Raw genomic sequence first — 20,389 nt, forward strand, 5'->3', positions numbered from 1 at the left:
GCCGTGACTGTTGCGGCCCTGAATACGACGCGGGATGCCGGGGGGCAAGCTCAGAAGGACAGAGCCTGCAAGCGGTCGAACAATAGCCCGATTCCGGCACGGTCTAGATTGGCAAAAGCAATGCGCACCTGGCGTTTCCCGGCGGGGTCGTGATCGGGCATGAACATCGTACCCGGCAACAGCAGAATACCGGCCTGGGAGACCAATCTGCGCGCCAGTTCGTCCGACGGCATGTCGAACGGATGTTCGAGATAGGCGAAGTAGGCCCCCAGACCCAGCAGCCGCCAGCCCTTGTCGGTCAGGCGGGGCATGTTCTGCGTGATTGCGGCGCGGCGATCGAGAATCTCGGCGCGTTCGCCCGCCAGCCACTGCGACAGGTTCCGCATCCCCCACAGCGCCGCGAACTGGCCCATCTGGCCGGGGCAGATGGCGACGGTGTCGAGGAATTTCTCGACCTCGGACAGCAGCGGCGCACCTGTGGCGATCGCGCCCACGCGGTGGCCGGTCAGGCGGTAGGCCTTCGAGAAGGAATAGAGATGCACCAGCGTCCGGTCCCAGTTGGGCTGCTGGAACAGCGCGTGTGGCGGGCCGCTGCGGCTGTCGAAATCACGATAGGTTTCATCGACCAGCAGGCGCAGGCCATGCTGTTGCGCCAGGTCATAGAAGGCACGGACCAGATCCGCCGGGTATTCGACGCCACCCGGGTTGTTGGGTGTGACCAACGCGATCGCGCGCGTGCGCTTGGTGATCAGCGCGCGCGCCTGTTCCGGATCGGGCAGCAGGTCCGACCCGGTCGGCAGATCAACCGTTTTGACACCGGCCATGTCCAACCACATTTTATGGTTGAAATACCAAGGCGTTGGCAGGATGACCTCATCCCCCTGATCCGTGATCGCCGAGATGACCGAGGCAAAGGCCTGATTGCAGCCCGAGGTGATGGCTGTCTGCTCCGGCCGAACCTCGGCAGCGTAGTGATCGCCGATCTCACGCGCGAGCTCCGCGCGCAGATCGGGGTTGCCCAATACCGGGCCGTAGAGATGTGCGGCGTCCTGATTGATCGCGAAATCGGCCATCGCCTGCCGCAGCGCCAGAGGCGGCGGATCGACCGGCGCCGCCTGGCTGACGTTGATCAGCGGGCGGTCATCCGAGAACGTGACCCCTTCGAGCCAACGCCGCGCCTCCATCACCGGAGGGGCGAAGGTGGCGGCGGTGCGGGTCAATGTCATCGGGTGTCCGGTCTTGCTGATTTGTGGTGGTTAAGTGGGATCAGTCGGTGCCGCGATAGGGCTCGACATATTGCAGGGCCATATCCCAAGGGAAGAAGATCCAGGTGTCTTGGCTGACCTCGGTGATGAAGGTATCGACCATCGGGCGGCCCTTGGGCTTGGCATAGACCGTGGCGAAATGGGCCTTGGGGTACATCTTGCGCACCAGTTCCAGCGTCTTGCCGCTGTCGACCAGATCATCGATGATCAGCACGCCCTCACCATCCCCCATCAGATCGGCATCGGGGGCCTTGAGCACCTCTGCCTCGCCACGTTCCTGATGGTGATAGGATTTGACGCTGATGGTATCGACGGTGCGGATGTCCAGCTCTCGGCTGACGATCATCGCCGGTGCCATGCCGCCGCGCGTGATCGCGACGACGGCGCGCCAAGCACCGTCATCGGGGCCCTGACCGTCCAGCCGCCAGGCCAGCGCGCGCGAGTCGCGGTGAATCTGGTCCCAGCTGATATGAAAGCCTTTTTCGTGGGGCAGGCGGTCCTTTGCGCTCATGGTCTTATCCCTTTTCCACATCCGGCGCGTCGACGGCTTTCATGCCGACGATGTGATAACCCGAGTCAACGTGCAGGTTTTCACCGGTTACGCCGCTGCTGAGATCCGACAGAAGATAAAGGGCCGATTTGCCCACGTCATCGATGGTCACGTTGCGGCGCAGGGGAGAGTTGTACTCGTTCCACTTCATGATGTAGCGGAAGTCGCCGATGCCGCTGGCGGCGAGGGTCTTGATCGGCCCGGCCGAGATCGCGTTGATGCGGATGTTGTCCTTGCCCAGGTCCTCGGCCAGGTATTTCACCGACGCCTCGAGCGCAGCCTTGGCAACACCCATGACATTGTAATGCGGCATGACCTGCTCAGCACCATAATAGGTCAGGGTGATGGCGCTGCCGCCGTCAGTCATCAGCTTCTCGGCGCGTTGCATCACCGCGGTGAAAGAGTAGACCGACACGTCCATCGTCAGCTTGAAATTCGCGCGCGACGTGTCGACATAACGGCCGCGAAGTTCGTTCTTGTCGGAGAAACCAATGGCGTGGACGACGAAATCCAGCTTGCCCCATTTCTCTTTCAGCGCTGCGAACAGTTCATCGATCGACTCTTCGTTGCTGACGTCACACGGCAGGACGATTTCGCTCCCCAGTTGAGCCGCCAACGGGTCGACCCGTTTTTTCAGTGCATCCCCCTGATAAGAGAAAGCCAGTTCGGCTCCGGCTTCGGACAAGGCGCGGGCGATTCCCCATGCGATTGATTTGTCATTGGCCAGTCCCATGATGAGGCCGCGCTTGCCGGCCATCAACTGATTTGACATGTTCGGTTCTCCGCCTGTCGTCGCGATGTGTTGCGTTGGTTTATGCCATTGATTGCGCTGCATCAAGGCCATGCACTCTTGCCCGGGGCGGGTTCTCGCCGTAGGGTCATGTTCAATTCGTTCCAGGGGATGGACATGAGTGAGCGAAACGGCATCTTTGCCGGTGACGATCCGTTCGTGATCGCGGCCCGTTGGTTGGCCGAGGCCGAAAAGACGGAACCGAACGATCCGAACGCGATTGCCCTGGCGACCGTGGACCCCGATGGTATGCCGAACGCACGGATGGTGTTGCTGAAGGATATCGAGGCGGACTCCTTCGTTTTCTATACCAACTATCACAGTGCCAAGGCCCAAGAGCTGGATGCGGCCGGCAAAGCCGCCTTTGTGATGCACTGGAAATCACTGCGGCGTCAGATCCGGGTTCGTGGTACAATCACCAAAGAAGACGGTCCCTTGGCCGACGAATATTATGCGTCACGCTCGCTGAAAAGCCGGCTGGGTGCCTGGGCATCGCGACAGTCGGAACCTCTGAGCAGCCGGGCTGCCCTGATGGCCGAAGTTGCAAAGGTGACGGCAAAGCTGGGATCCAACCCGCCGAGGCCCGAATTCTGGGGTGGCTACAGGCTGACGCCGGTTGAAATCGAGTTTTGGGCGGATGGTGCCTTTCGGCTGCACGACAGGTTCCGCTGGCGGCGCGACCCGTCCGAGCAAAAGTGGAACGTACAGAGGTTGAATCCATGACGTTCGCGTATCGTGAAATGCAACACCCGGAAATGTCTGAATTTTTTCAGCTTGAATTTGCCCGACGTTTCCATACACATCAGACCCCTAACGACCCTTTGAATCTCGTGATGGGAACACCGTGCCAGAAGACCTGAACAGCATGTACCGCGTTCGTGGACACGTAAAATGGTTTGACCCCGCAAAGGGGTATGGCTTTGTCGTGTCCGACGATGGCGGTCCTGATATCCTGCTGCACGTGAACGTTCTGAGGAACTTCGGGCAAAGTTCGGTCGCGGATGGCGCGGGCATTGAGATCATGACTCACCGCACCGATCGTGGGGTTCAAGCGGTTGAGGTCGTGAGCATCGATCCGCCCGAACGGGCCGACTCGGTGATGCTGGCGGATTTCGCCGAAATGGATCCCAATGAGATCGCGCATGCGCCGCTCGAGGCTGCGCGGGTCAAGTGGTTCGACAAGAGCAAGGGTTTCGGCTTTGCCAATGTCTTTGGCCGCAGCGAGGACGTGTTTCTGCATATCGAAGTTCTGCGCCGGTCCGGGTTGGCCGATCTCCAGCCGGGCGAGGCGCTGGCGATGCGGGTCATCGACGGCAAGCGGGGGCGCATGGCCGCGCAAGTGCTTGCGTGGGAATCCGCGCTCAATGACTGAGCGCTGCGCGTGATGCGGATTCTGGCCGGTCTTCTTCTGAGTATTTTTCTGTCACAAGGCGCCTTTGCCGAATGCCGGCCTGACCGGGTGGACCTTCGCAATGACAAGGCACAGGTCCGGTTTCTGGTCGAATTGGCCGTTTCTCCGCAGGAGCGGGCAAAGGGTTTGATGTTCCGCGAAAGCATGCCTCAGGGCGAAGGGATGCTGTTCGTGTTCGATCCGCCCCAGCCGGTCGCATTCTGGATGAAGAACACCTTGATCCCGCTGGACATGATCTTTCTGGATCGCACTGGAGTGGTGACCCGTGTTCATGCCGACGCCGTACCGGGGGATCTGACCCCAATCGAGGGCGGCGATTCGGTCTTTGCGGTCCTTGAGGTCAATGCGGGACTGGCCGCCCGTTACTCGATCGCACCAGGTACGGTCATGCGCCACGAAATTTTTTCGCAAGGCTCTGCAATCTGGCCCTGTTAGGGCTTTTCAAATCCGAATGACGCCGTTAGGAAGGCGCACGGTCCGGGGCGTGGCGCAGTCTGGTAGCGCACCTGTTTTGGGTACAGGGGGTCGTGAGTTCGAATCTCGCCGCCCCGACCACTTTCCTTACAACGGAGTTCCACCGAAATAACGGTAGAGCCGTGTCAATTCATCATCCAGAACCGAGCTTTCGACGGGAACCTTGATCGTCGCTCCGTCCTTCTGGGGGACCAGGAAAAACAACTCGGCATCGACCCGGTAACCGGCCTGATTGCGGGTTGAAGACATGCGGCGCACCCCTTTGGGCAAGTCCTGCGGGTAACCGTCATAGTTGAGGATCAAGAACGCGGTGGTTTCCGGAGGCAGAGAGGAACGGCACTCGAAACTGCTGCGCTCGGGGCGTGTGAACCGTTCCTCCGGACCTTCGCAGCTGATCTCGAACGTGCTGAACAATTGATCGGGGTATTCGGCGAACTGAGCGCTGCGTGAAGACTTTTCCGGCTCCGGCGTCGCGCAAGCGGCCAGCAAGGTAAGAACCGGTAACAAACGGATAATCGAGGTTTTCACGGCGCACTCCGTCTTTTGTGTGTCGTGATGCGTCGCGTTGCGCTGCCACGAAGATTGGTGATTCTCCTCCCAGTATGGGGCACGGGCGGGCGGGTGACCATTTTCTCGTAACCGGGCCGGGAAAAAAGAAAATCCGATTTGACCGAACTGCACGGTTTTGTGGACAGCGTTGTGGAGGAATCGGCGCGTTCTGTCTTGGCCCATCCTGCGGTTTTGCGGTCAACAGAAAAGTTTTGGTTCGGAGCCAAAAAATGCCGTTGACCAACTATGGGTAGATACGCCAGATTGTATGAGCCGAGTGAGTTGCCACTAAATCTGGTAGGAATAGCCGGAGTTGGCATAGGGCGAGGGTCGGAAAGCACTCCAAACTGACGTGCAACCGTGCGAACGGGTTTGCGCTGCCAAAGGCAGCGCCCGGTCCTTAGCGTCCCTGATCGGCGGTCAAGGCGGGCGGCACCCCGCCAAAAAATGGAATTGGTGCCGGACAACCGAATTTGGGCTGATTGATCTAGGGCGGCGGACATGAAGATTGAAAGAACATTTACCAAGGCAGGGCAGGACGCATACGCAGAGTTGGACTTCGTGTCCGTCACGTCCGAGATCCGCAATCCGGATGGAACGATCGTGTTCCGCCTTGATAACATCGAGGTCCCCTCTCGGTGGAGCCAGGTCGCCAGCGATGTGATCGCTCAGAAGTATTTCCGCAAGGCCGGCGTTCCCAGCAAACTGAAAAAAGTCCGTGAGAAGGACGTGCCCGAGTTTTTGTGGCGCTCGGTTCCGGCCGACGATGCCGAATTTGGCGGCGAGACGTCTTCGAAGCAGGTGTTTGACCGCCTGGCGGGGGCGTGGGCCTATTGGGGCTGGAAGGGCGGTTACTTCTCGACCGAGGAAGACGCGCGCGCCTATTTCGACGAGATGCGCTACATGCTGGCGACCCAGCGCGCCGCGCCGAACAGCCCGCAATGGTTCAACACCGGTCTGCACTGGGCCTATGGGATCGACGGCCCGGCCCAAGGTCACCACTATGTGGACTACAAAACCGGCAAGCTGACCAAGTCGAAATCGGCCTATGAACATCCGCAGCCGCACGCGTGCTTCATCCAGTCGGTCGATGACGACCTGGTGAACGAAGGCGGCATCATGGATCTGTGGGTGCGCGAGGCGCGCCTGTTCAAATACGGCTCGGGTACCGGGACCAACTTCAGCCATCTGCGTGCAGAAGGCGAAGCGCTGTCGGGTGGCGGCAAGTCCTCGGGCCTCATGGGCTTTCTCAAGATCGGCGACCGCGCCGCTGGCGCGATCAAATCAGGCGGGACAACCCGTCGGGCAGCAAAGATGGTGATCGTCGATGCAGATCACCCTGACATCGAGCAATTCATCGAATGGAAGGTGATCGAAGAGCAGAAGGTGGCCTCGATCGTTGCTGGATCGAAGATGCACGAGAAGATGCTGAACGGCATTTTCGAGGCCATCCGCGCTTGGGACGGCGCACAGGACGACGCCTATGACCCCAAGAAAAACGACGCGCTGAAAGCGGCGATCCGCGAAGCGAAAAAGGTCGCGATCCCCGAGACTTATATCAAGCGCGTGCTGGATTATGCCAAGCAGGGCCACGACAGCATCGAGTTCCCGACCTATGACACCGACTGGGACTCTGAGGCCTACAGTTCGGTCTCGGGGCAGAACTCGAACAACTCGATCCGTGTGACCAACGCTTTCCTGAAGGCGGTAGCAAAAGATGCCGATTGGGAGCTGATCAACCGTACCGACGGCAAGGTTGCCCGGACGGTCAAGGCACGGGATCTGTGGGAAAAAGTCGGCCACGCGGCCTGGGCCTGCGCCGATCCGGGCATTCAATTCCACGACACGGTCAATGAATGGCACACTTGCCCTGAAGACGGCGAGATTCGTGGCTCGAACCCGTGCTCAGAGTACATGTTCCTGGATGACACGGCCTGCAACCTGGCTTCGATGAACCTGTTGACCTTCCTGAAGGATGGCGAGTTCCAGGCGGCCGACTACATGCACGCGGCCCGTCTGTGGACGCTGACGCTGGAAATCTCGGTGACGATGGCGCAGTTCCCGTCGAAAGAGATCGCACAGCTGTCTTACGACTTCCGTACGCTGGGTCTGGGTTATGCCAACATCGGCGGGCTGCTGATGAATATGGGCTATGGCTACGACTCGGACGAGGGTCGGGCGATCTGTGGCGCCCTGACCGCGATCATGACCGGCGTTGCCTACGCCACCTCGGCCGAGATCGCCGGAGAGCTGGGGCCGTTCGCCGGCTACAAGCGCAACGCCGAGCATATGCTGCGGGTCATCCGCAACCACCGTCGCGCTGCGCAGGGTGTGACCGAGGGCTATGAGAAGCTTTCGGTCAAGCCGGTGCCGCTGGATCACGCCAACTGTCCGGACAAACGCCTTGTCGATCTGGCCATGAGTGCCTGGGACGAAGCGTTGAGCTTGGGCGAGAAGAACGGCTATCGCAACGCGCAGGCCACGGTGATTGCGCCGACCGGCACGATCGGTCTGGTGATGGACTGCGACACCACCGGGATCGAGCCCGACTTTGCGCTGGTGAAGTTCAAGAAACTGGCCGGGGGCGGCTACTTCAAGATCATCAACCGCTCGGTGCCGTCGGCGCTGGAAAAGCTGGGCTATTCCTCGGCCCAGATCGAAGAGATCGTGTCCTACGCGGTGGGTCACGGCACCTTGGGCAACGCGCCGGGGATCAACCACACCTCGCTGACCGGTCACGGGTTCGGCCCGAACGAGCTGGCCAAGATTGACGCCGCGCTGGAAAGCGCGTTCGACATCCGGTTCGTCTTCAACCAGTGGACGCTGGGCGAGGATTTCTGTACCGGTGTTCTGGGCATCCCGGCCAGCAAGCTGAACGATCCGACCTTTGACATGCTGCGCCATCTGGGCTTCAGCAAGTCGGATATCGACGCGGCCAACGACCATGTCTGCGGCACCATGACCCTGGAAGGGGCCCCGCATCTGAAGCCCGAGCACTATGCGATCTTCGACTGCGCCAACCCCTGCGGCAAGAAGGGCAAGCGGTTCCTGGGTGTTGACAGCCACATCACCATGATGGCTGCGGCGCAAAGCTTCATCTCGGGCGCGATCAGCAAGACGATCAACATGCCCAATGACGCCACGATCGAAGATTGCCAGAAGGCCTACGAACTGTCCTGGAGCCTGGGCGTCAAGGCCAACGCGCTGTATCGCGACGGGTCCAAGCTCAGCCAGCCGCTGGCGGCGGCGTTGGTCGAGGATGACGACGAAGCGGCTGAAATCCTCGAAAGCGGCTCGATCCAGGAAAAGGCCGTTACATTGGCCGAGAAGGTCGTCGAGAAGGTGGTGGTCAAAGAGATCATCCGCAGCCACCGCGAAAAGCTGCCGCACCGTCGCAAGGGGTATACCCAAAAGGCGATCGTGGGCGGGCACAAAGTCTATCTGCGCACCGGCGAATTCGAAGATGGGCAACTGGGCGAGATCTTCATCGACATGCACAAGGAAGGCGCTGGCTTCCGAGCGATGATGAACAACTTCGCCATCGCCGTCTCGGTCGGTCTGCAATATGGCGTGCCGCTGGAAGAGTTTGTCGACGCCTTCACCTTCACCAAGTTCGAACCCGCCGGGATGGTTCAAGGCAACGACTCGATCAAAAACGCGACGTCGATCCTCGACTACATCTTCCGCGAACTGGCCGTGTCGTACCTCGATCGCACCGACCTGGCGCATGTGAAGCCCGAGGGCGCAACATTCGACGACCTGGGTCGTGGCGAGGAAGAGGGTGTATCGAACGTCTCGGAGATCAGCGACAGCGCGGCTTCGAAATCCCTCGAGGTGCTGAAACAGATCAGTTCGACCGGTTATTTGCGCAAGCGTTTGCCGCAGGACCTGATGATGTTCAACGGTGCCGCCGAAGCGACCGGACTGTCCGAAGCGGCTGTGACCTTTGAAACCAAGAGCGAAACCACCGTCGTCACCGAAACGGCTACGGGGATGGATGCCCGGACAAAGGCCAAGATGCAGGGATACGAGGGTGATCCTTGTGGCGAATGCGGAAACTACACGCTGGTGCGCAACGGCACCTGCATGAAATGCAACACCTGCGGGGCAACCAGCGGGTGTAGCTAAGGCAAACGCCCCGCCAGGCGGGGTGTAGGGACCTGGATTTCCCCCCGGACTTCCGGTCCCGACGAATTCGGAGCAGGGCAAAACCTGAGACTTACCCTAGGTTGCCCTGGTCCACTCGGCCGGCATGCCCGTGCTGGCCGGGAACAGGGTGGGGCGGAATATCGGTCCTTCCCACTCTCTCACGGGGCGGGTGCGCTCGTCCCATGTGCAGTCCAGGCCGCAGGCAAAAAAACACCGGGCGGTCAACGAATTGAGCCTGGACGGCAAAACTGACAGGGGGCTTCGGCCCCCTTTCTTTTTTTGCGACTCGGTCAGGCTGAGCGGCGGATTGCCGGGAACAGGGGTACCGATGAGGGAAGTTGTGCCGATGCGCTGGCGGACGGCTTGGCGCAGCGAAAGCTTGCGAATCCAAATGGCCCAAACGGGCAGGGATTGGCGCGAATTGCGGGAAAATCTCTTCGGCCGATGACAGTGCGGCTGAGCGGGTGTTTGGTGTGCCTGTCCGGACAGACTACCACAAACCCCCTATCAGGAGACTGACAATGAACTCTCAGAAACTGGCCGTTCTGGCCGCAGTTGCCCTCGGGTTCCCTGCGCTTGCATTCGCGCAGAGCTCGGCTGACGCAAATGGCGACGGTGTTCTGACCATCGAAGAGGTTCAGGCCGTTGTGCCCGACATGGATGCCGATGCGTTCTCGCTTTTGGACGCGAATGGTGACGGCGCTTTGGATGAAGCCGAAATTGCAGCCGCGCAAGAAGCCGGTCTGCTGCCGCCCAGCAACGGTTAACAGCTTGAAGCACGAGGCAGCCCAGAGTGATCTGGGCTGCTTTTCAATTTGTTATGCAGGCAAGTGAATGTTGAACCTGCTTCTGAGTTCCGCATCCAGCACCGGATCGAAACGCGCCGGAGACGGGGCGCCAAGGATCTCTTCTTTGCGTGCGGTGGCCTTTTCGACTAGGTCCGGCTTGCCCAGCTCGGCCCATTCCTTGGGCGAGGTCCGGTCGCCAAGCGCCGGATAGACATAGTCAGCCTGCATACGGCTGAGTGTTGCGTCGGTACCCAGGTAGTGACCCGGGCCACCGAGACAGACCGACACGATCTGGTCCAGCGCCAGCGTGTCGTCCGTGACCTCGATCCCACGAACGCATCGCAGGGCTTGACCGATCAGATCGTCACCAAGGATCAGGCTTTCAAAGCAGAAACCCAGCAGCGAAGCGTGCATGCCCGCTGCTTCGTAGACCATGTTCAGGCCGGACAGCCCGGCCATGACGTTGGAACACATCTGCTCCCATCCGGCTTGCATGTCGGGCAGTTTGGAGTCCGAAGCACCTGCTGCAGCGCCGCCGGGCAGGTCATAGAATTTGTGCATCTGGGCGCAGCCTGCCGTCAACAGGGCCTGCTCGCCAGACCCGACGCTCATCGCACCGGTCCTGAGATCAAGGCCAAAGGGCCAAGTGCCAAAAACCGCCGGAGCGCCTGGGCTTACGGCGTTTACATAAACCAGACCGGCCAAGCATTCCGCCGTAGCCTGGACAATCGCACCAGCCACCGTTGACGGGGCCGTGGCGCCCGCCATCCCAGCGGATAGCAACAGGACGGGCATCCCCGCCTTGATACATTCTTCCATCACCTGGCAGCTCTCGGTCGCGAATTTCATCGGTGGCACGACAAAGCAGTTCGAGTTCGAGACGAAGGGCCGCTCACGCCATTTGTCCTCGCCGCCAGCGATCATATGCAGCATTTCCATGGCCGGAGCTACATAGCTGGGGTCTGTGAAGGATGTTCCGATATGCTTGTAAGTTCCAGAACAACAAGCATAAATCGTGTTCAGATCCATTTCGCGGTTGTCGGTGATGTCGCGGCAGACCATGGGGCGCTGCACGAAATGGATATTGTCCAGTTGTTCGCAAATCCGCGCGGCATCGTGCAAGTCCTGCACTGTCGAGTCGCGGTAATTGCGTCCCTGGGCGTCGACCATGCTGACGGCTGCTCCGGCGGTTCCATAATGAACACGTCCCCCGGTCAGTTCGAGATCGGTTTTGCCGTCGCGGCTGTACAACGTGACCGAGCGGTTGGCGCGGGCGATCGTGTCCTCGACCAGCGCACGGGGAAAACGGATGCGTCCGTCATCGCCCAGCGTACAGCCGGCATTGACCAGGTAATCGATCCCGCTGGGTGGTGCGTCGGCCAGACCGATGGTTTCGAGCGCATCGAGCGCGGCGGAGTGAATACGCTCCATGTCCTGTTTGCTGAGCGGTTTGTAGGTGCCGCCCTCAAGCCCCGGGCGGACGGGGCGCAGATGTTCGGGCAAGGCCGCGGCACGGGCGGCCCGACGGGCGGCGCGGCCGCCACTGCGGGACGTTGAGCGGGATTGGTCGTTCATGGTGAGGATTCCAAATTGAAAGTCAGGTCAAAAGGGGGAAGCTTCAACCCGTCACGGCCGCCCTCGAGCCGCACGCCCCCGATCGGCACCGATGGTGCGGCTGATCAGGCAGATCTTCCAGATATCGTTTGGCATGTGGTCCTCAACTCCTGCGACGAATGGTGTCAGGGTCCGCGCAAGCAATCTGTCCTGTTTGCGACCGATGTCGCTTTTGACCTCGAAAACTTGGAAGTTCGATGAACGCCGCAGGAAATCCTCACGCAAAGGGCGAAATATGTTATGCTTCCATTACTTATTGTTAAGAATTGCGTGACTTGAATTGATCTGACGGCACCAAAGCACATGTTTAATTGAGGTGCACATCACCGCATCTGTTGCAATCGCAAAGGGTGCTGAATGAAAACTCGGAGGGCTGCATGAAACTGATCCGCGCCTTGCTGTCGGTCCTGCTGATTCCAGCGGCGCAGGTGGCGTTGGCCGAGGATTGGACGGGTGCTTATGCCGGGTTCACCTTCGGTTATACCGACGCGGACGGTCCTGGCGGCAGCGGTGGCAATTCGGGCAGCATCGGTGCGAATATCGGATACGATCTGGATCTGGGCAGCTTCGTCGTCGGGGGTGAGTTGGAATATGACCGGCTGAATCTCGACTTAGGAGCCTCGGAGGGCAGTTTGGACAGCGTGTCCCGCGTGAAACTGCGCGGAGGGTACGAGTTCGGGCCCGCTTTGGGCTACGTCGTGGTGGGTGCCGCGCGGGCGAATACTTCGGGCGACAGCGACACGGCGGCCGTCTACGGGATCGGCGTAGCCTATCCTCTGAGTGACCGGCTGATCATCAGTGGCGAAGCCTTGCGGCAGAATTTCAACGATGTCACGCGGTCGCGCGGCGATCTGGACACCAACACCTTCAATCTGCGCACGACCTTCCGGTTCTGAACGAAACCCGTCTGCAGTTACTCGGCCGCTGTCTGACCCGCTAGCCGGGCGGCGAAATCGCATAGGGTCTGAAGGGCGGCGGCGAACCGGTCATCGTCAATGGTCATGGCCACACGCACATGCCCTGCGGCGGCTTGGCCAAAACTTTCTCCGGGCATGACCGCGATGGCGTGGGTGTCCAGCAGCGCATTGGCGAAGTCTTCGCCGCTTTGCCCCGTCGCGCGGATGTCCAGCATCAGATACATCGCGCCTTGGGCCGGGATCAGGCCCACGGTGTTCTGTCGGGCCAGAACCTGCATCGCCAAGGCGCGGCGGCGGCGGAAGGGAGCCGCGACCTCTTCCTCCAGTTCGTCCCCGGCGGTCAGCGCAAAGCTGGCAGCGTCCTGAATGAATCCCGGAACCCCGTAGGTGGTGTGCGTGGCGAGGTTGATCAAATGGTCGATGGCCTCTTCGGGGCCGACGATCCAACCGCAGCGTGATCCGGTCATGGCGTGGGATTTCGACATCGAGCCCACGACAAGGGTGCGGTCGGCCATACCGGGCAGGGCGCGGGGCGACAGGTGCGCGCCGTCCCAGACCTGCGTGTCATAGACCTCGTCCGAAATCAGCCAGATGTCGCGTTCGCGGCACAGATCGGCGATCTCGGTCAGGGTCTCGCGGGAATAGACGACCCCGGTCGGGTTGTTCGGCGTGTTGATCAGCAGCGAAGCGGCACCCTTGGCCTGTTCCGCGATCATGGCCGCGTCGGGTTGAAAGGCGTCCTCGGCTCGGGTCTGAACCGCGCGCGCGATCGCGCCGGCCCCGCGGATCGTGCCGGGGTAGGTGGCGTAGAACGGATCGAGATAGAGGCCCACATCGCCCGGGTCGCACACGGCCATATGCGCGGCGAACAGCGCGGCCTGTCCGCCCGGGGTGATCAGCACGTTGTGGCGCGTGGTGGGAACGCCCGTCCGGGTCTGCACCCGCGCGGCCACGGTATCGCGCAGCAGATCGGTGCCTGGAACCATGGCGTATCCGGTATGGCCCGCGCGCGCCGACCGGTCCATCTCGGCCAGGATCGAGGGGTGGGTGCGGATGTCATGCTCGCCGATGGTCAGCTCGGTCACGGCTTGGCCTTCGGCGATCATGCGGCGCGCACGATAGAACACGTCCCACCCGTCCGAACCTCCTCCGGTCAGATGCGTGATGCGGTGCGAAAGTTTCATGGCGCGCCTCCGTTGCAGCAAGCCCGCCGAATGGGTCAGAGCCGCGGTGATTTGTCAATCAGCTTCCCCGGTTGGCAACAGAAGTCTTGGCGCGCGGGACCGGGCGTGCTATGCGATGGGCCATGAACCGGAAGACCTGCATCATTATCTGCTGCATTCCCTGCTGAACTTTCACGCGGGCCGGTTTCTTTCGTTTTCTTCCCTGAGACAAGTTGCTAAGCCCGCGTCAACGCGCACGCTATTGCTGTATCCAGGAGCCAGACGCATGACGACGATCAAACTGCACAACACGTGGACCCGGACGAAGGAAGATTTCGTTCCGATCGATCCCGACAACGTGCGGATGTATGTCTGCGGACCCACCGTGTATGACCGGGCGCATCTGGGCAACGCGCGGCCGGTGGTGGTGTTTGACGTGCTGTATCGCCTGCTGCGTCATGTCTACGGGCCCGAGCATGTGACCTATGTGCGCAACTTCACCGACGTTGATGACAAGATCAACGCGACGGCCCTGGCGCGCAAGCAGGCCGGGGCCGAAGGAACGCTCGAACAGTTGGTGCAGGAGCGGTCGGACGAGACGATCGGCTGGTACCTGCATGACATGGGCGCGCTGGGGGCGCTGGAGCCCGACCAGATGCCGCGGGCCACGCGGTACATTGACCAGATGATCGCCATGATCGAGGACCTGATCGCCAAGGGTCACGCCTATGAGGCCGAGGGGCATGTTCTGTTTGCGGTGGACAGCTGGCGCGACGACTATGGCAAGCTGTCGGGCCGGTCGGTCGATGACATGATCGCAGGCGCGCGAGTCGAGGTGGCGCCCTACAAGAAGAACCCGATGGATTTCGTGCTGTGGAAGCCCTCGGACGATGAACTGCCCGGTTGGGAGTCGCCCTGGGGCCGGGGGCGTCCGGGCTGGCATATCGAGTGCTCGGCCATGAGCTATGAGTTGCTGGGCGAGAGTTTCGACATCCATGGCGGCGGCAATGACCTGATGTTCCCGCACCACGAAAACGAGATCGCCCAGAGCAAATGCGCCCATCCGCACGGCGAATTTGCGCGCTATTGGCTGCATAATGAGATGCTGCAAGTCGAAGGCAAGAAGATGTCCAAATCGCTGGGCAATTTCTTCACCGTGCATGACCTGCTGGATCAGGGCGTGCCGGGCGAGGTGATCCGGTTCGTCTTCCTGCAGACCCACTATCGCAAGCCGATGGACTGGACCGAGAAGAAGGCACGCGAGGCTGAGGCCACGTTGCGCAAGTGGCGGGCGCTGACTGCGGGCATTGAACCCGCAGCCAGCGCGGCGCCCGCGGTGATCGCGGCGCTTGCCGATGACCTCAACACTGCGGGCGCCCTGGCCGAGCTGCATCGCCTGGCCTCGGACGGCGACGCCGCTACCTTGCTGGCCAGTGCGCGGGTCTTGGGCCTGTTGGAATCCGAGATGGGGGGCTGGGCCGAAACCGACGGCGTGGATCTGTCGGCCCATGCCGACAGGCTGGCCCGTGTTCGGGCCGAGGCGATGCAGACCAAGGATTTCTCGGAAGTGGATCGGTTGAAGGCCGTCTATCTGGCGGCTGGTCTGGAAGTGCGGATGAGCAAGGACGGGGTCGAACTGGTGCCCGGCGCGGGCTTTGACGCCAGCAGGCTGGAGGGCGTGGAATGAGCAAAGAGCGCCTGTACCTCTATGACACCACGCTGCGCGACGGGCAGCAGACGCAGGGCGTTCAGTTCTCGACCGCCGAAAAGGTCCAGATCGCGCAGGCGCTGGATGCTTTGGGGGTGGACTATATCGAAGGCGGCTGGCCCGGCGCGAACCCCACCGACAGCGCGTTTTTCGATACTGCGCCAAAGACGCGCGCCCGCCTGACCGCTTTTGGCATGACCAAGCGGGCCGGGCGCTCGGCCGAGAATGACGACGTGCTGGCCGCCGTCATGAACGCCGGCACGCGGGCGGTCTGTCTGGTGGGCAAGTCGCATGACTATCACGTGACCGACGCGCTGGGGATCTCGCTGGAGGAGAATGTCGAGAACGTCCGCGCCTCGGTCGCGCATATCGTGGCGCAGGGGCGCGAGGCGCTGTTCGATGCCGAGCATTTCTTTGACGGCTACAAAGACAACCCCGCCTATGCGATGCAGGTCTGCCAGGCGGCGCTGGAGGCCGGTGCCCGCTGGGTGGTGTTGTGCGACACCAATGGCGGCGCGCTGCCGGCCGAAGTGGGGCGGATCGTGTCCGACCTGGTCGCCGCGGGCTTCCCCGGCGACCGGCTGGGCATCCACACCCACAACGACACCGAAAATGCTGTGGCCTGTTCCTTGGCGGCCGTGGATGCCGGCGCACGCCAGATCCAGGGCACGTTGAACGGGCTGGGTGAGCGTTGCGGCAACGCCAACCTGACCGCCCTGATCCCGACGCTGCTGTTGAAGGAGCCCTATGCCTCGGCCTTCGAGATCGGCGTCAACCGCGACGCGCTGACCGGTCTGACCCGCATCAGCCGCATGCTGGATGACATCCTGAACCGGGTGCCCAGCAAACAGGCGGCCTATGTCGGGGCCTCGGCCTTTGCGCACAAGGCGGGGCTGCACGCCAGCGCGATCCTCAAGGATCCGTCGACCTATGAACATGTCGATCCGGCCACCGTGGGCAATGCGCGGATCATTCCGATGTCGAACCAGGCGGGCCAGTCGAACCTGCGCAAACGCCTGACCGAGGCTGGGTTGCAGGTAGAGCCGGGCGACCCGGCGCTGGGGCGCATTCTGGAACGGATCAAGGCGCGCGAGGCCGAGGGGTATTCCTATGATACCGCGCAGGCCAGTTTCGAGCTGCTGGCCCGCGATGAACTGGGCCAGCTGCCGCAATTCTTCGAGGTCAAGCGCTACAAGGTCACGGTCGAGCGGCGCAAGAACAAGTACAACCAGATGGTCAGCCTGTCCGAGGCGGTCGTCGTGGTGAAGGTGGATGGCGAGAAGAAGCTGTCGGTCAGCGAGTCGATGGACGAAAACGGTAGCGACCGTGGCCCGGTGAACGCGCTGGCCAAAGCTTTGGCCAAGGATCTGGGGCAGTACTCGCCGATCCTGGACGATATGCACCTGGTGGACTTCAAGGTGCGCATCACCCAGGGCGGGACCGAGGCGGTGACCCGCGTCATCATCGACAGCGAAGACGGGCAGGGACGGCGCTGGTCCACGGTTGGGGTCAGCGCGAACATCGTTGATGCTTCGTTCGAGGCGCTGCTGGATGCGATCCAGTGGAAGCTGGTGCGCGATTGCAGCCCGCAATCGGTGGTGGCCGAGTGAGCGTGCCCTTCGACGACGACGTCAAGGCCTGCGCGGCGCTGGTCCACCGGGCCGACCCCGATCGGTTCATGGCCGCGATGGCGGCGCCGGTGCCGGCGCGGGCCGTGCTGTTTCCGATCTATGCGATGAACATCGAGGTCGCCCGCGCGCCGTGGGTCACCCAAGAGCCGATGATCGCGGAAATGCGCCTGCAATGGTGGCGCGACGCACTGCAGGAGATCGCCGAAGGGCCCTCCGTGCGGCGGCACGAGGTGGTCACGCCCCTGTCGCGCGTCCTGTCCCCGCATCTGGCGGCGATGCTGGATGAATTCGTGGCCGTAAGGCGTTGGGATATCTACCGGGATCCGTTCGAGGATGAGGAACACTTCGAGGCCTACCTCACCCACAGCGCAGGGTCGCTCATGGTCGCCTCGGCGCAAGCCCTGGGTGCCGCCGACGAAACGGTCCTGCGCGACTTTGGCTACGCGGTCGGTGTGGCGAACTGGTTCCGCGCCATCCCCGAGCTTGAAGCCCGCGGGCGCATTCCCCTGTTGGACGGGACGCCGAACGGGGTGCGCCAGTTGGCCGAGCGCGCGCTGGACAGGATGTCCGCGGCGCGAGCACGGCGCGCCGATGTTTCGGATCAGGCGCGCCCTGCGCTTTTTGTCGGCTGGCAGGCAGACCGTGTCCTGCGTCGTGTGCTGGCTGAGCCTGGTCGGGTCGCTGCTGGTGCGCTGGACGTGGGCGAAATCCGACGGCGCGTGTCACTGATCTGGACGGCTTCGACCGGTCGGTGGTGATCAGGAGAGTTTGGCCTCGCGGGGTCTGAGCACCAGCCACAGCAGCGCGCCGCCCGCCAAGGTCAGTAGCGGCACCATCGCCAGGTTGACGGCGGTCCATCCCTCGACCGGGGATCCGCCCGAACAATTCATCAATCCGCCCGAGGCCAGCGACGCTATCGTCACGCCGCCGAACACCAGCAGGTCGTTCAGGCCCTGCACTCGGCCGCGTTCATGCACCTCGTGCTCGGCCGCCAGCATGCTGGTGGCGCCGATAAAGCCGAAGTTCCAGCCGATGCCAAGCAGCACGAGGGCCAGAAAGAAGTTCTCGACCTCAACGCCTTGCAGGGCCACAACGCCCGCACCGCCCAAAACCGCCAAACCGATGGCGACCATCTTCTCGGCCCCGAACCGGGCGATCAGATGGCCGGTGAAGAAACTGGGAACATACATCGCTAGAACGTGGCTGGTGACCACATCCGCCGCATCACCTTCGGAGAAGCCGCAGCCGACGACCGCCAGCGGCGTCGAGGTCATCACCAGGTTCATCAGCGCGTATGAGACCATGGCACAGATGATGGCCACGGCGATGCGCGGAGTTTTCAGCAGTTCGAGCCGCGACCGGCCTTTGGGTGCATCCTGTGACGGACGGTCGGGGGTCGGAATGTCCAGAAACAGGAACAGGACCGAACCGATGACGTTCACCGCGATCACCGCGAAATAGGTGCCCAGGAACGGAATGACATAGGCCTGCGAGGTCAGTTTGACGATCTGCGGCCCGATGATGGCCGCAGCCAGACCGCCGGCCATGACGTACGAGATCGCCTTCGGCCGGAACGCGTCCGACGCGGTATCAGCGGCGGCAAAGCGATAGAAGCCATGTGCGCTCATGTAGATGCCGGTCAGCAGGCTGCCCAACAGGAACACGGGAAACGATCCCAGGTACAGGCCATAGGCGCCTACGGCGCCGCCCACCGCTCCGGCGGTGGCGCCGACGAGGAACCCAGCGCGGCGGCCCCAGCGCTGCATGATGGCCGAGACCGGCGTGGCCGCCAGCATCGAACCCAGAACGATCAGCGAAATCGGCAGCGTGGCGAGGCAAGCGTTGCTGGCCAGCGACTGGCCCGCCAATCCGCCGACGATGAAGATCATCGGCATCTGCGCGCCCAGAATCGCCTGGGCCGCCACCAGAACGGCAACGTTGCGCTTGGCGCGGGTATCGTCGGGGGCGGTGCTGGTCATCGTCATGCGCAAATGGGTATCGGCGAACCGACAGACATACAAGCGGGTTGCATATGCGACAAAGCAGCCTAACCTGCGCCCCGAACCGCCACCCGGAGCCGCCATGACCGTTGGTCGAATTATCGAGACACCAGAATGCGTTGCGGAAGGGGCCGAGTGGCTGTCTGACGCCTGTCCGCGCATGGCGCACGCGATCGAACTGACCCGCCCGTTGCCCTTGCGCCGCCGGCCTGACGGCTTCGCGCAACTGCTCAGCGCCATCGTCAGCCAGCAGGTCAGCGTGGCCTCGGCCAACGCGATCTGGAGGCGGATGCAGCAGGCGGGCCTGACCGGGCCACGCAAGATCAAATGGGCCACCGACGACGATCTGCGTGCAGTGGGGCTGAGCCGCCAGAAGATCCGGTATGCCCGGGCGCTGGCCGAGGCGCGGATCGACTACAAGGCCCTGCGCGAGGCACCCGATGACGTGGTCATTGCGGCCCTGACACAGGTGCCGGGCATCGGGGTTTGGACGGCCGAGATCTATGCCATGTTCTCGCTGGGGCGGGCGGATGTGATCGCGCCGGGCGACCTGGCCCTGCAGGAGGCCGCGCGGATGCTGTACGGCCTGCCGGATCGGCCGACCGACAAGGCGCTGCGGCAGATGGCCGAAGTGTGGTCGCCGTGGCGGTCGGTTGCAGCCCGGGTTCTGTGGGCCTATTACCGCGTGGCCAAGGATAGGGAAGGGATCAGATGACACGGGTTTTGAACGCGCTCCGCAAAGAGCCGGTTTCGGGCGACACGCGCTCGGTCGTGGTGTTCGTGCATGGCTATGGCGCCAACGGGGCCGATCTGCTGGGCCTTGCGGATGTTTTGGGCGAACACCTGCCCGACACGCTGTTCGTGGCCCCCGACGCGCCCGAGCAGATCCCCGGCATGCCCAACGGGTTCCAGTGGTTTCCGATCCCGTGGATCGACGGCTCGTCCGAAGAAGAGGCCCGGCGCGGCATGGAAATGGCAGTCGAGGATTTCAACGCCTTCCTGGACGCCCTGATGGTGGACGAAGACGTGCTGCCCGAGCAGGTGGTGCTGTTCGGCTTTTCCCAGGGCAGCATGATGAGCCTGCACGTGGCCCCGCGTCGCGAAGATCCGGTGGCTGGCGTGATCGCGTTTTCCGGCCGCCTGCTGGAGCCTGACCTGCTGGCCGACGAGGTGGTCAGCCGGATGCCGGTGCTGCTGGTCCATGGCGATGCCGATGACGTGGTGCCGCCGCAATCGCTGCCCGAGGCCGCCGAGGCCCTGCAGCGTGCGGGCTTCAAGGAGGTCTATGCCCACATCATGAAGGGCACCGGCCACGGTATCGCACCCGACGGGCTGGGCGTCGCGTTGGCCTTCATGCGGGACAAGCTGAGCCTGTAACGC

At 62.3% G+C, this 20,389-nt stretch carries 18 protein-coding genes and 1 tRNA gene; 12 read left to right on the forward strand and 7 right to left on the reverse strand.

All coding sequences use genetic code 11. The features are described from left to right. Positions 1-50: 50 nt before the first annotated feature. From ACR3EL_RS07565 to fabI, 3 genes are read right to left on the reverse strand one after another with little or no spacing between them, the layout of a single operon-like run. Positions 51-1,226, reverse strand: coding sequence for an aminotransferase (locus tag ACR3EL_RS07565; RefSeq protein ID WP_170338451.1), 1,176 nt, complete (start codon positions 1,224-1,226; stop codon positions 51-53). Between the two features lie 40 nt (positions 1,227-1,266). Next, positions 1,267-1,776, reverse strand: a complete 510-nt coding sequence (gene gpt / locus ACR3EL_RS07570) for a xanthine phosphoribosyltransferase (protein WP_170338452.1) — start codon at positions 1,774-1,776, stop codon at positions 1,267-1,269. 4 nt (positions 1,777-1,780) lie between these two features. Further along, entirely contained in the window at positions 1,781-2,587 is an 807-nt protein-coding gene (fabI, locus tag ACR3EL_RS07575) for an enoyl-ACP reductase FabI (RefSeq protein ID WP_170338454.1), read from the reverse strand. 135 nt (positions 2,588-2,722) lie between these two features. On the opposite strand from fabI, the gene pdxH reads away from it, so the two are divergent. The 4 genes from pdxH to ACR3EL_RS07595 all read left to right on the forward strand — a co-directional run bounded on the left by pdxH (position 2,723) and on the right by ACR3EL_RS07595 (position 4,571). Next, a complete protein-coding gene (gene pdxH, locus ACR3EL_RS07580; RefSeq protein WP_170338455.1) occupies positions 2,723-3,328 on the forward strand; it encodes a pyridoxamine 5'-phosphate oxidase in 606 nt (201 codons plus the stop codon). A 121-nt stretch (positions 3,329-3,449) separates the two neighbouring features. Then, entirely contained in the window at positions 3,450-3,977 is a 528-nt protein-coding gene (locus ACR3EL_RS07585; protein ID WP_093962172.1) for a cold-shock protein, read from the forward strand. Positions 3,978-3,989: 12 nt separating this feature from the next. Further along, the gene (locus ACR3EL_RS07590) at positions 3,990-4,451 is read left to right on the forward strand and encodes a DUF192 domain-containing protein (protein ID WP_170339450.1); all 462 of its coding nucleotides are present in this window, start codon (positions 3,990-3,992) and stop codon (positions 4,449-4,451) included. 43 nt (positions 4,452-4,494) lie between these two features. After that, positions 4,495-4,571: transfer RNA gene (locus ACR3EL_RS07595), tRNA-Pro, on the forward strand. Between the two features lie 6 nt (positions 4,572-4,577). On the opposite strand, the gene ACR3EL_RS07600 is transcribed toward ACR3EL_RS07595, so the two are convergent. Beyond that, the gene (locus tag ACR3EL_RS07600; protein ID WP_367646342.1) at positions 4,578-5,018 is read right to left on the reverse strand and encodes a hypothetical protein; all 441 of its coding nucleotides are present in this window, start codon (positions 5,016-5,018) and stop codon (positions 4,578-4,580) included. Positions 5,019-5,540: 522 nt separating this feature from the next. Here ACR3EL_RS07600 and ACR3EL_RS07605 point away from each other — a divergent pair. Both ACR3EL_RS07605 and ACR3EL_RS07610 read left to right on the forward strand, forming a co-directional pair. Beyond that, on the forward strand, positions 5,541-9,167 hold the full coding sequence (locus ACR3EL_RS07605; RefSeq protein ID WP_170338456.1) for a vitamin B12-dependent ribonucleotide reductase: 3,627 nt from the start codon (positions 5,541-5,543) through the stop codon (positions 9,165-9,167). A gap of 542 nt (positions 9,168-9,709) precedes the next feature. Then, on the forward strand, positions 9,710-9,955 hold the full coding sequence (locus ACR3EL_RS07610; RefSeq protein WP_093962168.1) for an EF-hand domain-containing protein: 246 nt from the start codon (positions 9,710-9,712) through the stop codon (positions 9,953-9,955). Positions 9,956-10,006: 51 nt separating this feature from the next. Here ACR3EL_RS07610 and ACR3EL_RS07615 read toward each other — a convergent pair whose 3' ends face one another. Next, positions 10,007-11,551: a trimethylamine methyltransferase family protein gene (locus ACR3EL_RS07615; RefSeq protein ID WP_170368482.1), complete on the reverse strand. Its 1,545-nt coding sequence runs from the start codon at positions 11,549-11,551 to the stop codon at positions 10,007-10,009. 416 nt (positions 11,552-11,967) lie between these two features. On the opposite strand from ACR3EL_RS07615, the gene ACR3EL_RS07620 reads away from it, so the two are divergent. Next, on the forward strand, positions 11,968-12,486 hold the full coding sequence (locus ACR3EL_RS07620) for an outer membrane protein (RefSeq protein ID WP_170338459.1): 519 nt from the start codon (positions 11,968-11,970) through the stop codon (positions 12,484-12,486). A 17-nt stretch (positions 12,487-12,503) separates the two neighbouring features. Here the strand turns inward: ACR3EL_RS07620 and ACR3EL_RS07625 are convergent, their stop codons facing one another. After that, on the reverse strand, positions 12,504-13,691 hold the full coding sequence (locus ACR3EL_RS07625; RefSeq protein WP_170338460.1) for a pyridoxal phosphate-dependent aminotransferase: 1,188 nt from the start codon (positions 13,689-13,691) through the stop codon (positions 12,504-12,506). A 265-nt stretch (positions 13,692-13,956) separates the two neighbouring features. Here ACR3EL_RS07625 and cysS point away from each other — a divergent pair, with 265 nt between their 5' ends. Genes cysS through ACR3EL_RS07640 form a run of 3 tightly spaced genes read left to right on the forward strand, consistent with a single transcriptional unit; the run spans position 13,957 to position 17,767 of the window. Next, a complete protein-coding gene (gene cysS / locus ACR3EL_RS07630; RefSeq protein WP_170338461.1) occupies positions 13,957-15,357 on the forward strand; it encodes a cysteine--tRNA ligase in 1,401 nt (466 codons plus the stop codon). Then, positions 15,354-16,988 carry a citramalate synthase gene (gene cimA, locus ACR3EL_RS07635; protein ID WP_170338462.1) on the forward strand — a complete coding sequence of 545 codons (1,635 nt, stop codon included), beginning with the start codon at positions 15,354-15,356 and terminating at the stop codon, positions 16,986-16,988. The genes cysS and cimA overlap by 4 nt, the downstream gene beginning before the upstream one ends. Before the next feature lie 2 nt (positions 16,989-16,990). Continuing rightward, positions 16,991-17,767: a squalene/phytoene synthase family protein gene (locus ACR3EL_RS07640; protein WP_170339454.1), complete on the forward strand. Its 777-nt coding sequence runs from the start codon at positions 16,991-16,993 to the stop codon at positions 17,765-17,767. On the opposite strand, the gene ACR3EL_RS07645 is transcribed toward ACR3EL_RS07640, so the two are convergent. Continuing rightward, entirely contained in the window at positions 17,768-18,994 is a 1,227-nt protein-coding gene (locus ACR3EL_RS07645; RefSeq protein ID WP_170338464.1) for an MFS transporter, read from the reverse strand. It abuts the gene before it with no gap. Between the two features lie 97 nt (positions 18,995-19,091). Here ACR3EL_RS07645 and ACR3EL_RS07650 point away from each other — a divergent pair, with 97 nt between their 5' ends. After that, positions 19,092-19,724, forward strand: coding sequence for a DNA-3-methyladenine glycosylase family protein (locus ACR3EL_RS07650; RefSeq protein WP_480721055.1), 633 nt, complete (start codon positions 19,092-19,094; stop codon positions 19,722-19,724). After that, positions 19,721-20,386 (forward strand): alpha/beta hydrolase, encoded by a 666-nt coding sequence (locus ACR3EL_RS07655; protein ID WP_170368478.1) that lies wholly within the window; start codon positions 19,721-19,723, stop codon positions 20,384-20,386. Before ACR3EL_RS07650 ends, ACR3EL_RS07655 begins: the two co-directional genes overlap by 4 nt. The last annotated feature ends 3 nt before the right edge of the window (positions 20,387-20,389 follow it).

This window comes from Ruegeria sp. BJ3 (genome assembly GCF_056535665.1).

Coding starts and splice junctions, on each gene's coding strand:
- ACR3EL_RS07590 (WP_170339450.1), top strand. CDS start 3,990: ATGCGGATTCTGGCCGGTCTTCTTCTGAGTATTTTTCTGTCACAAGGC.
- ACR3EL_RS07655 (WP_170368478.1), top strand. CDS start 19,721: ATGACACGGGTTTTGAACGCGCTCCGCAAAGAGCCGGTTTCGGGCGAC.
- ACR3EL_RS07610 (WP_093962168.1), top strand. CDS start 9,710: ATGAACTCTCAGAAACTGGCCGTTCTGGCCGCAGTTGCCCTCGGGTTC.
- ACR3EL_RS07645 (WP_170338464.1), bottom strand. CDS start 18,994: ATGACGATGACCAGCACCGCCCCCGACGATACCCGCGCCAAGCGCAAC.
- cysS (WP_170338461.1), top strand. CDS start 13,957: ATGACGACGATCAAACTGCACAACACGTGGACCCGGACGAAGGAAGAT.
- ACR3EL_RS07605 (WP_170338456.1), top strand. CDS start 5,541: ATGAAGATTGAAAGAACATTTACCAAGGCAGGGCAGGACGCATACGCA.
- ACR3EL_RS07565 (WP_170338451.1), bottom strand. CDS start 1,226: ATGACATTGACCCGCACCGCCGCCACCTTCGCCCCTCCGGTGATGGAG.
- ACR3EL_RS07650 (WP_480721055.1), top strand. CDS start 19,092: ATGACCGTTGGTCGAATTATCGAGACACCAGAATGCGTTGCGGAAGGG.
- gpt (WP_170338452.1), bottom strand. CDS start 1,776: ATGAGCGCAAAGGACCGCCTGCCCCACGAAAAAGGCTTTCATATCAGC.
- ACR3EL_RS07620 (WP_170338459.1), top strand. CDS start 11,968: ATGAAACTGATCCGCGCCTTGCTGTCGGTCCTGCTGATTCCAGCGGCG.
- fabI (WP_170338454.1), bottom strand. CDS start 2,587: ATGTCAAATCAGTTGATGGCCGGCAAGCGCGGCCTCATCATGGGACTG.
- ACR3EL_RS07625 (WP_170338460.1), bottom strand. CDS start 13,691: ATGAAACTTTCGCACCGCATCACGCATCTGACCGGAGGAGGTTCGGAC.
- ACR3EL_RS07615 (WP_170368482.1), bottom strand. CDS start 11,551: ATGAACGACCAATCCCGCTCAACGTCCCGCAGTGGCGGCCGCGCCGCC.
- pdxH (WP_170338455.1), top strand. CDS start 2,723: ATGAGTGAGCGAAACGGCATCTTTGCCGGTGACGATCCGTTCGTGATC.
- cimA (WP_170338462.1), top strand. CDS start 15,354: ATGAGCAAAGAGCGCCTGTACCTCTATGACACCACGCTGCGCGACGGG.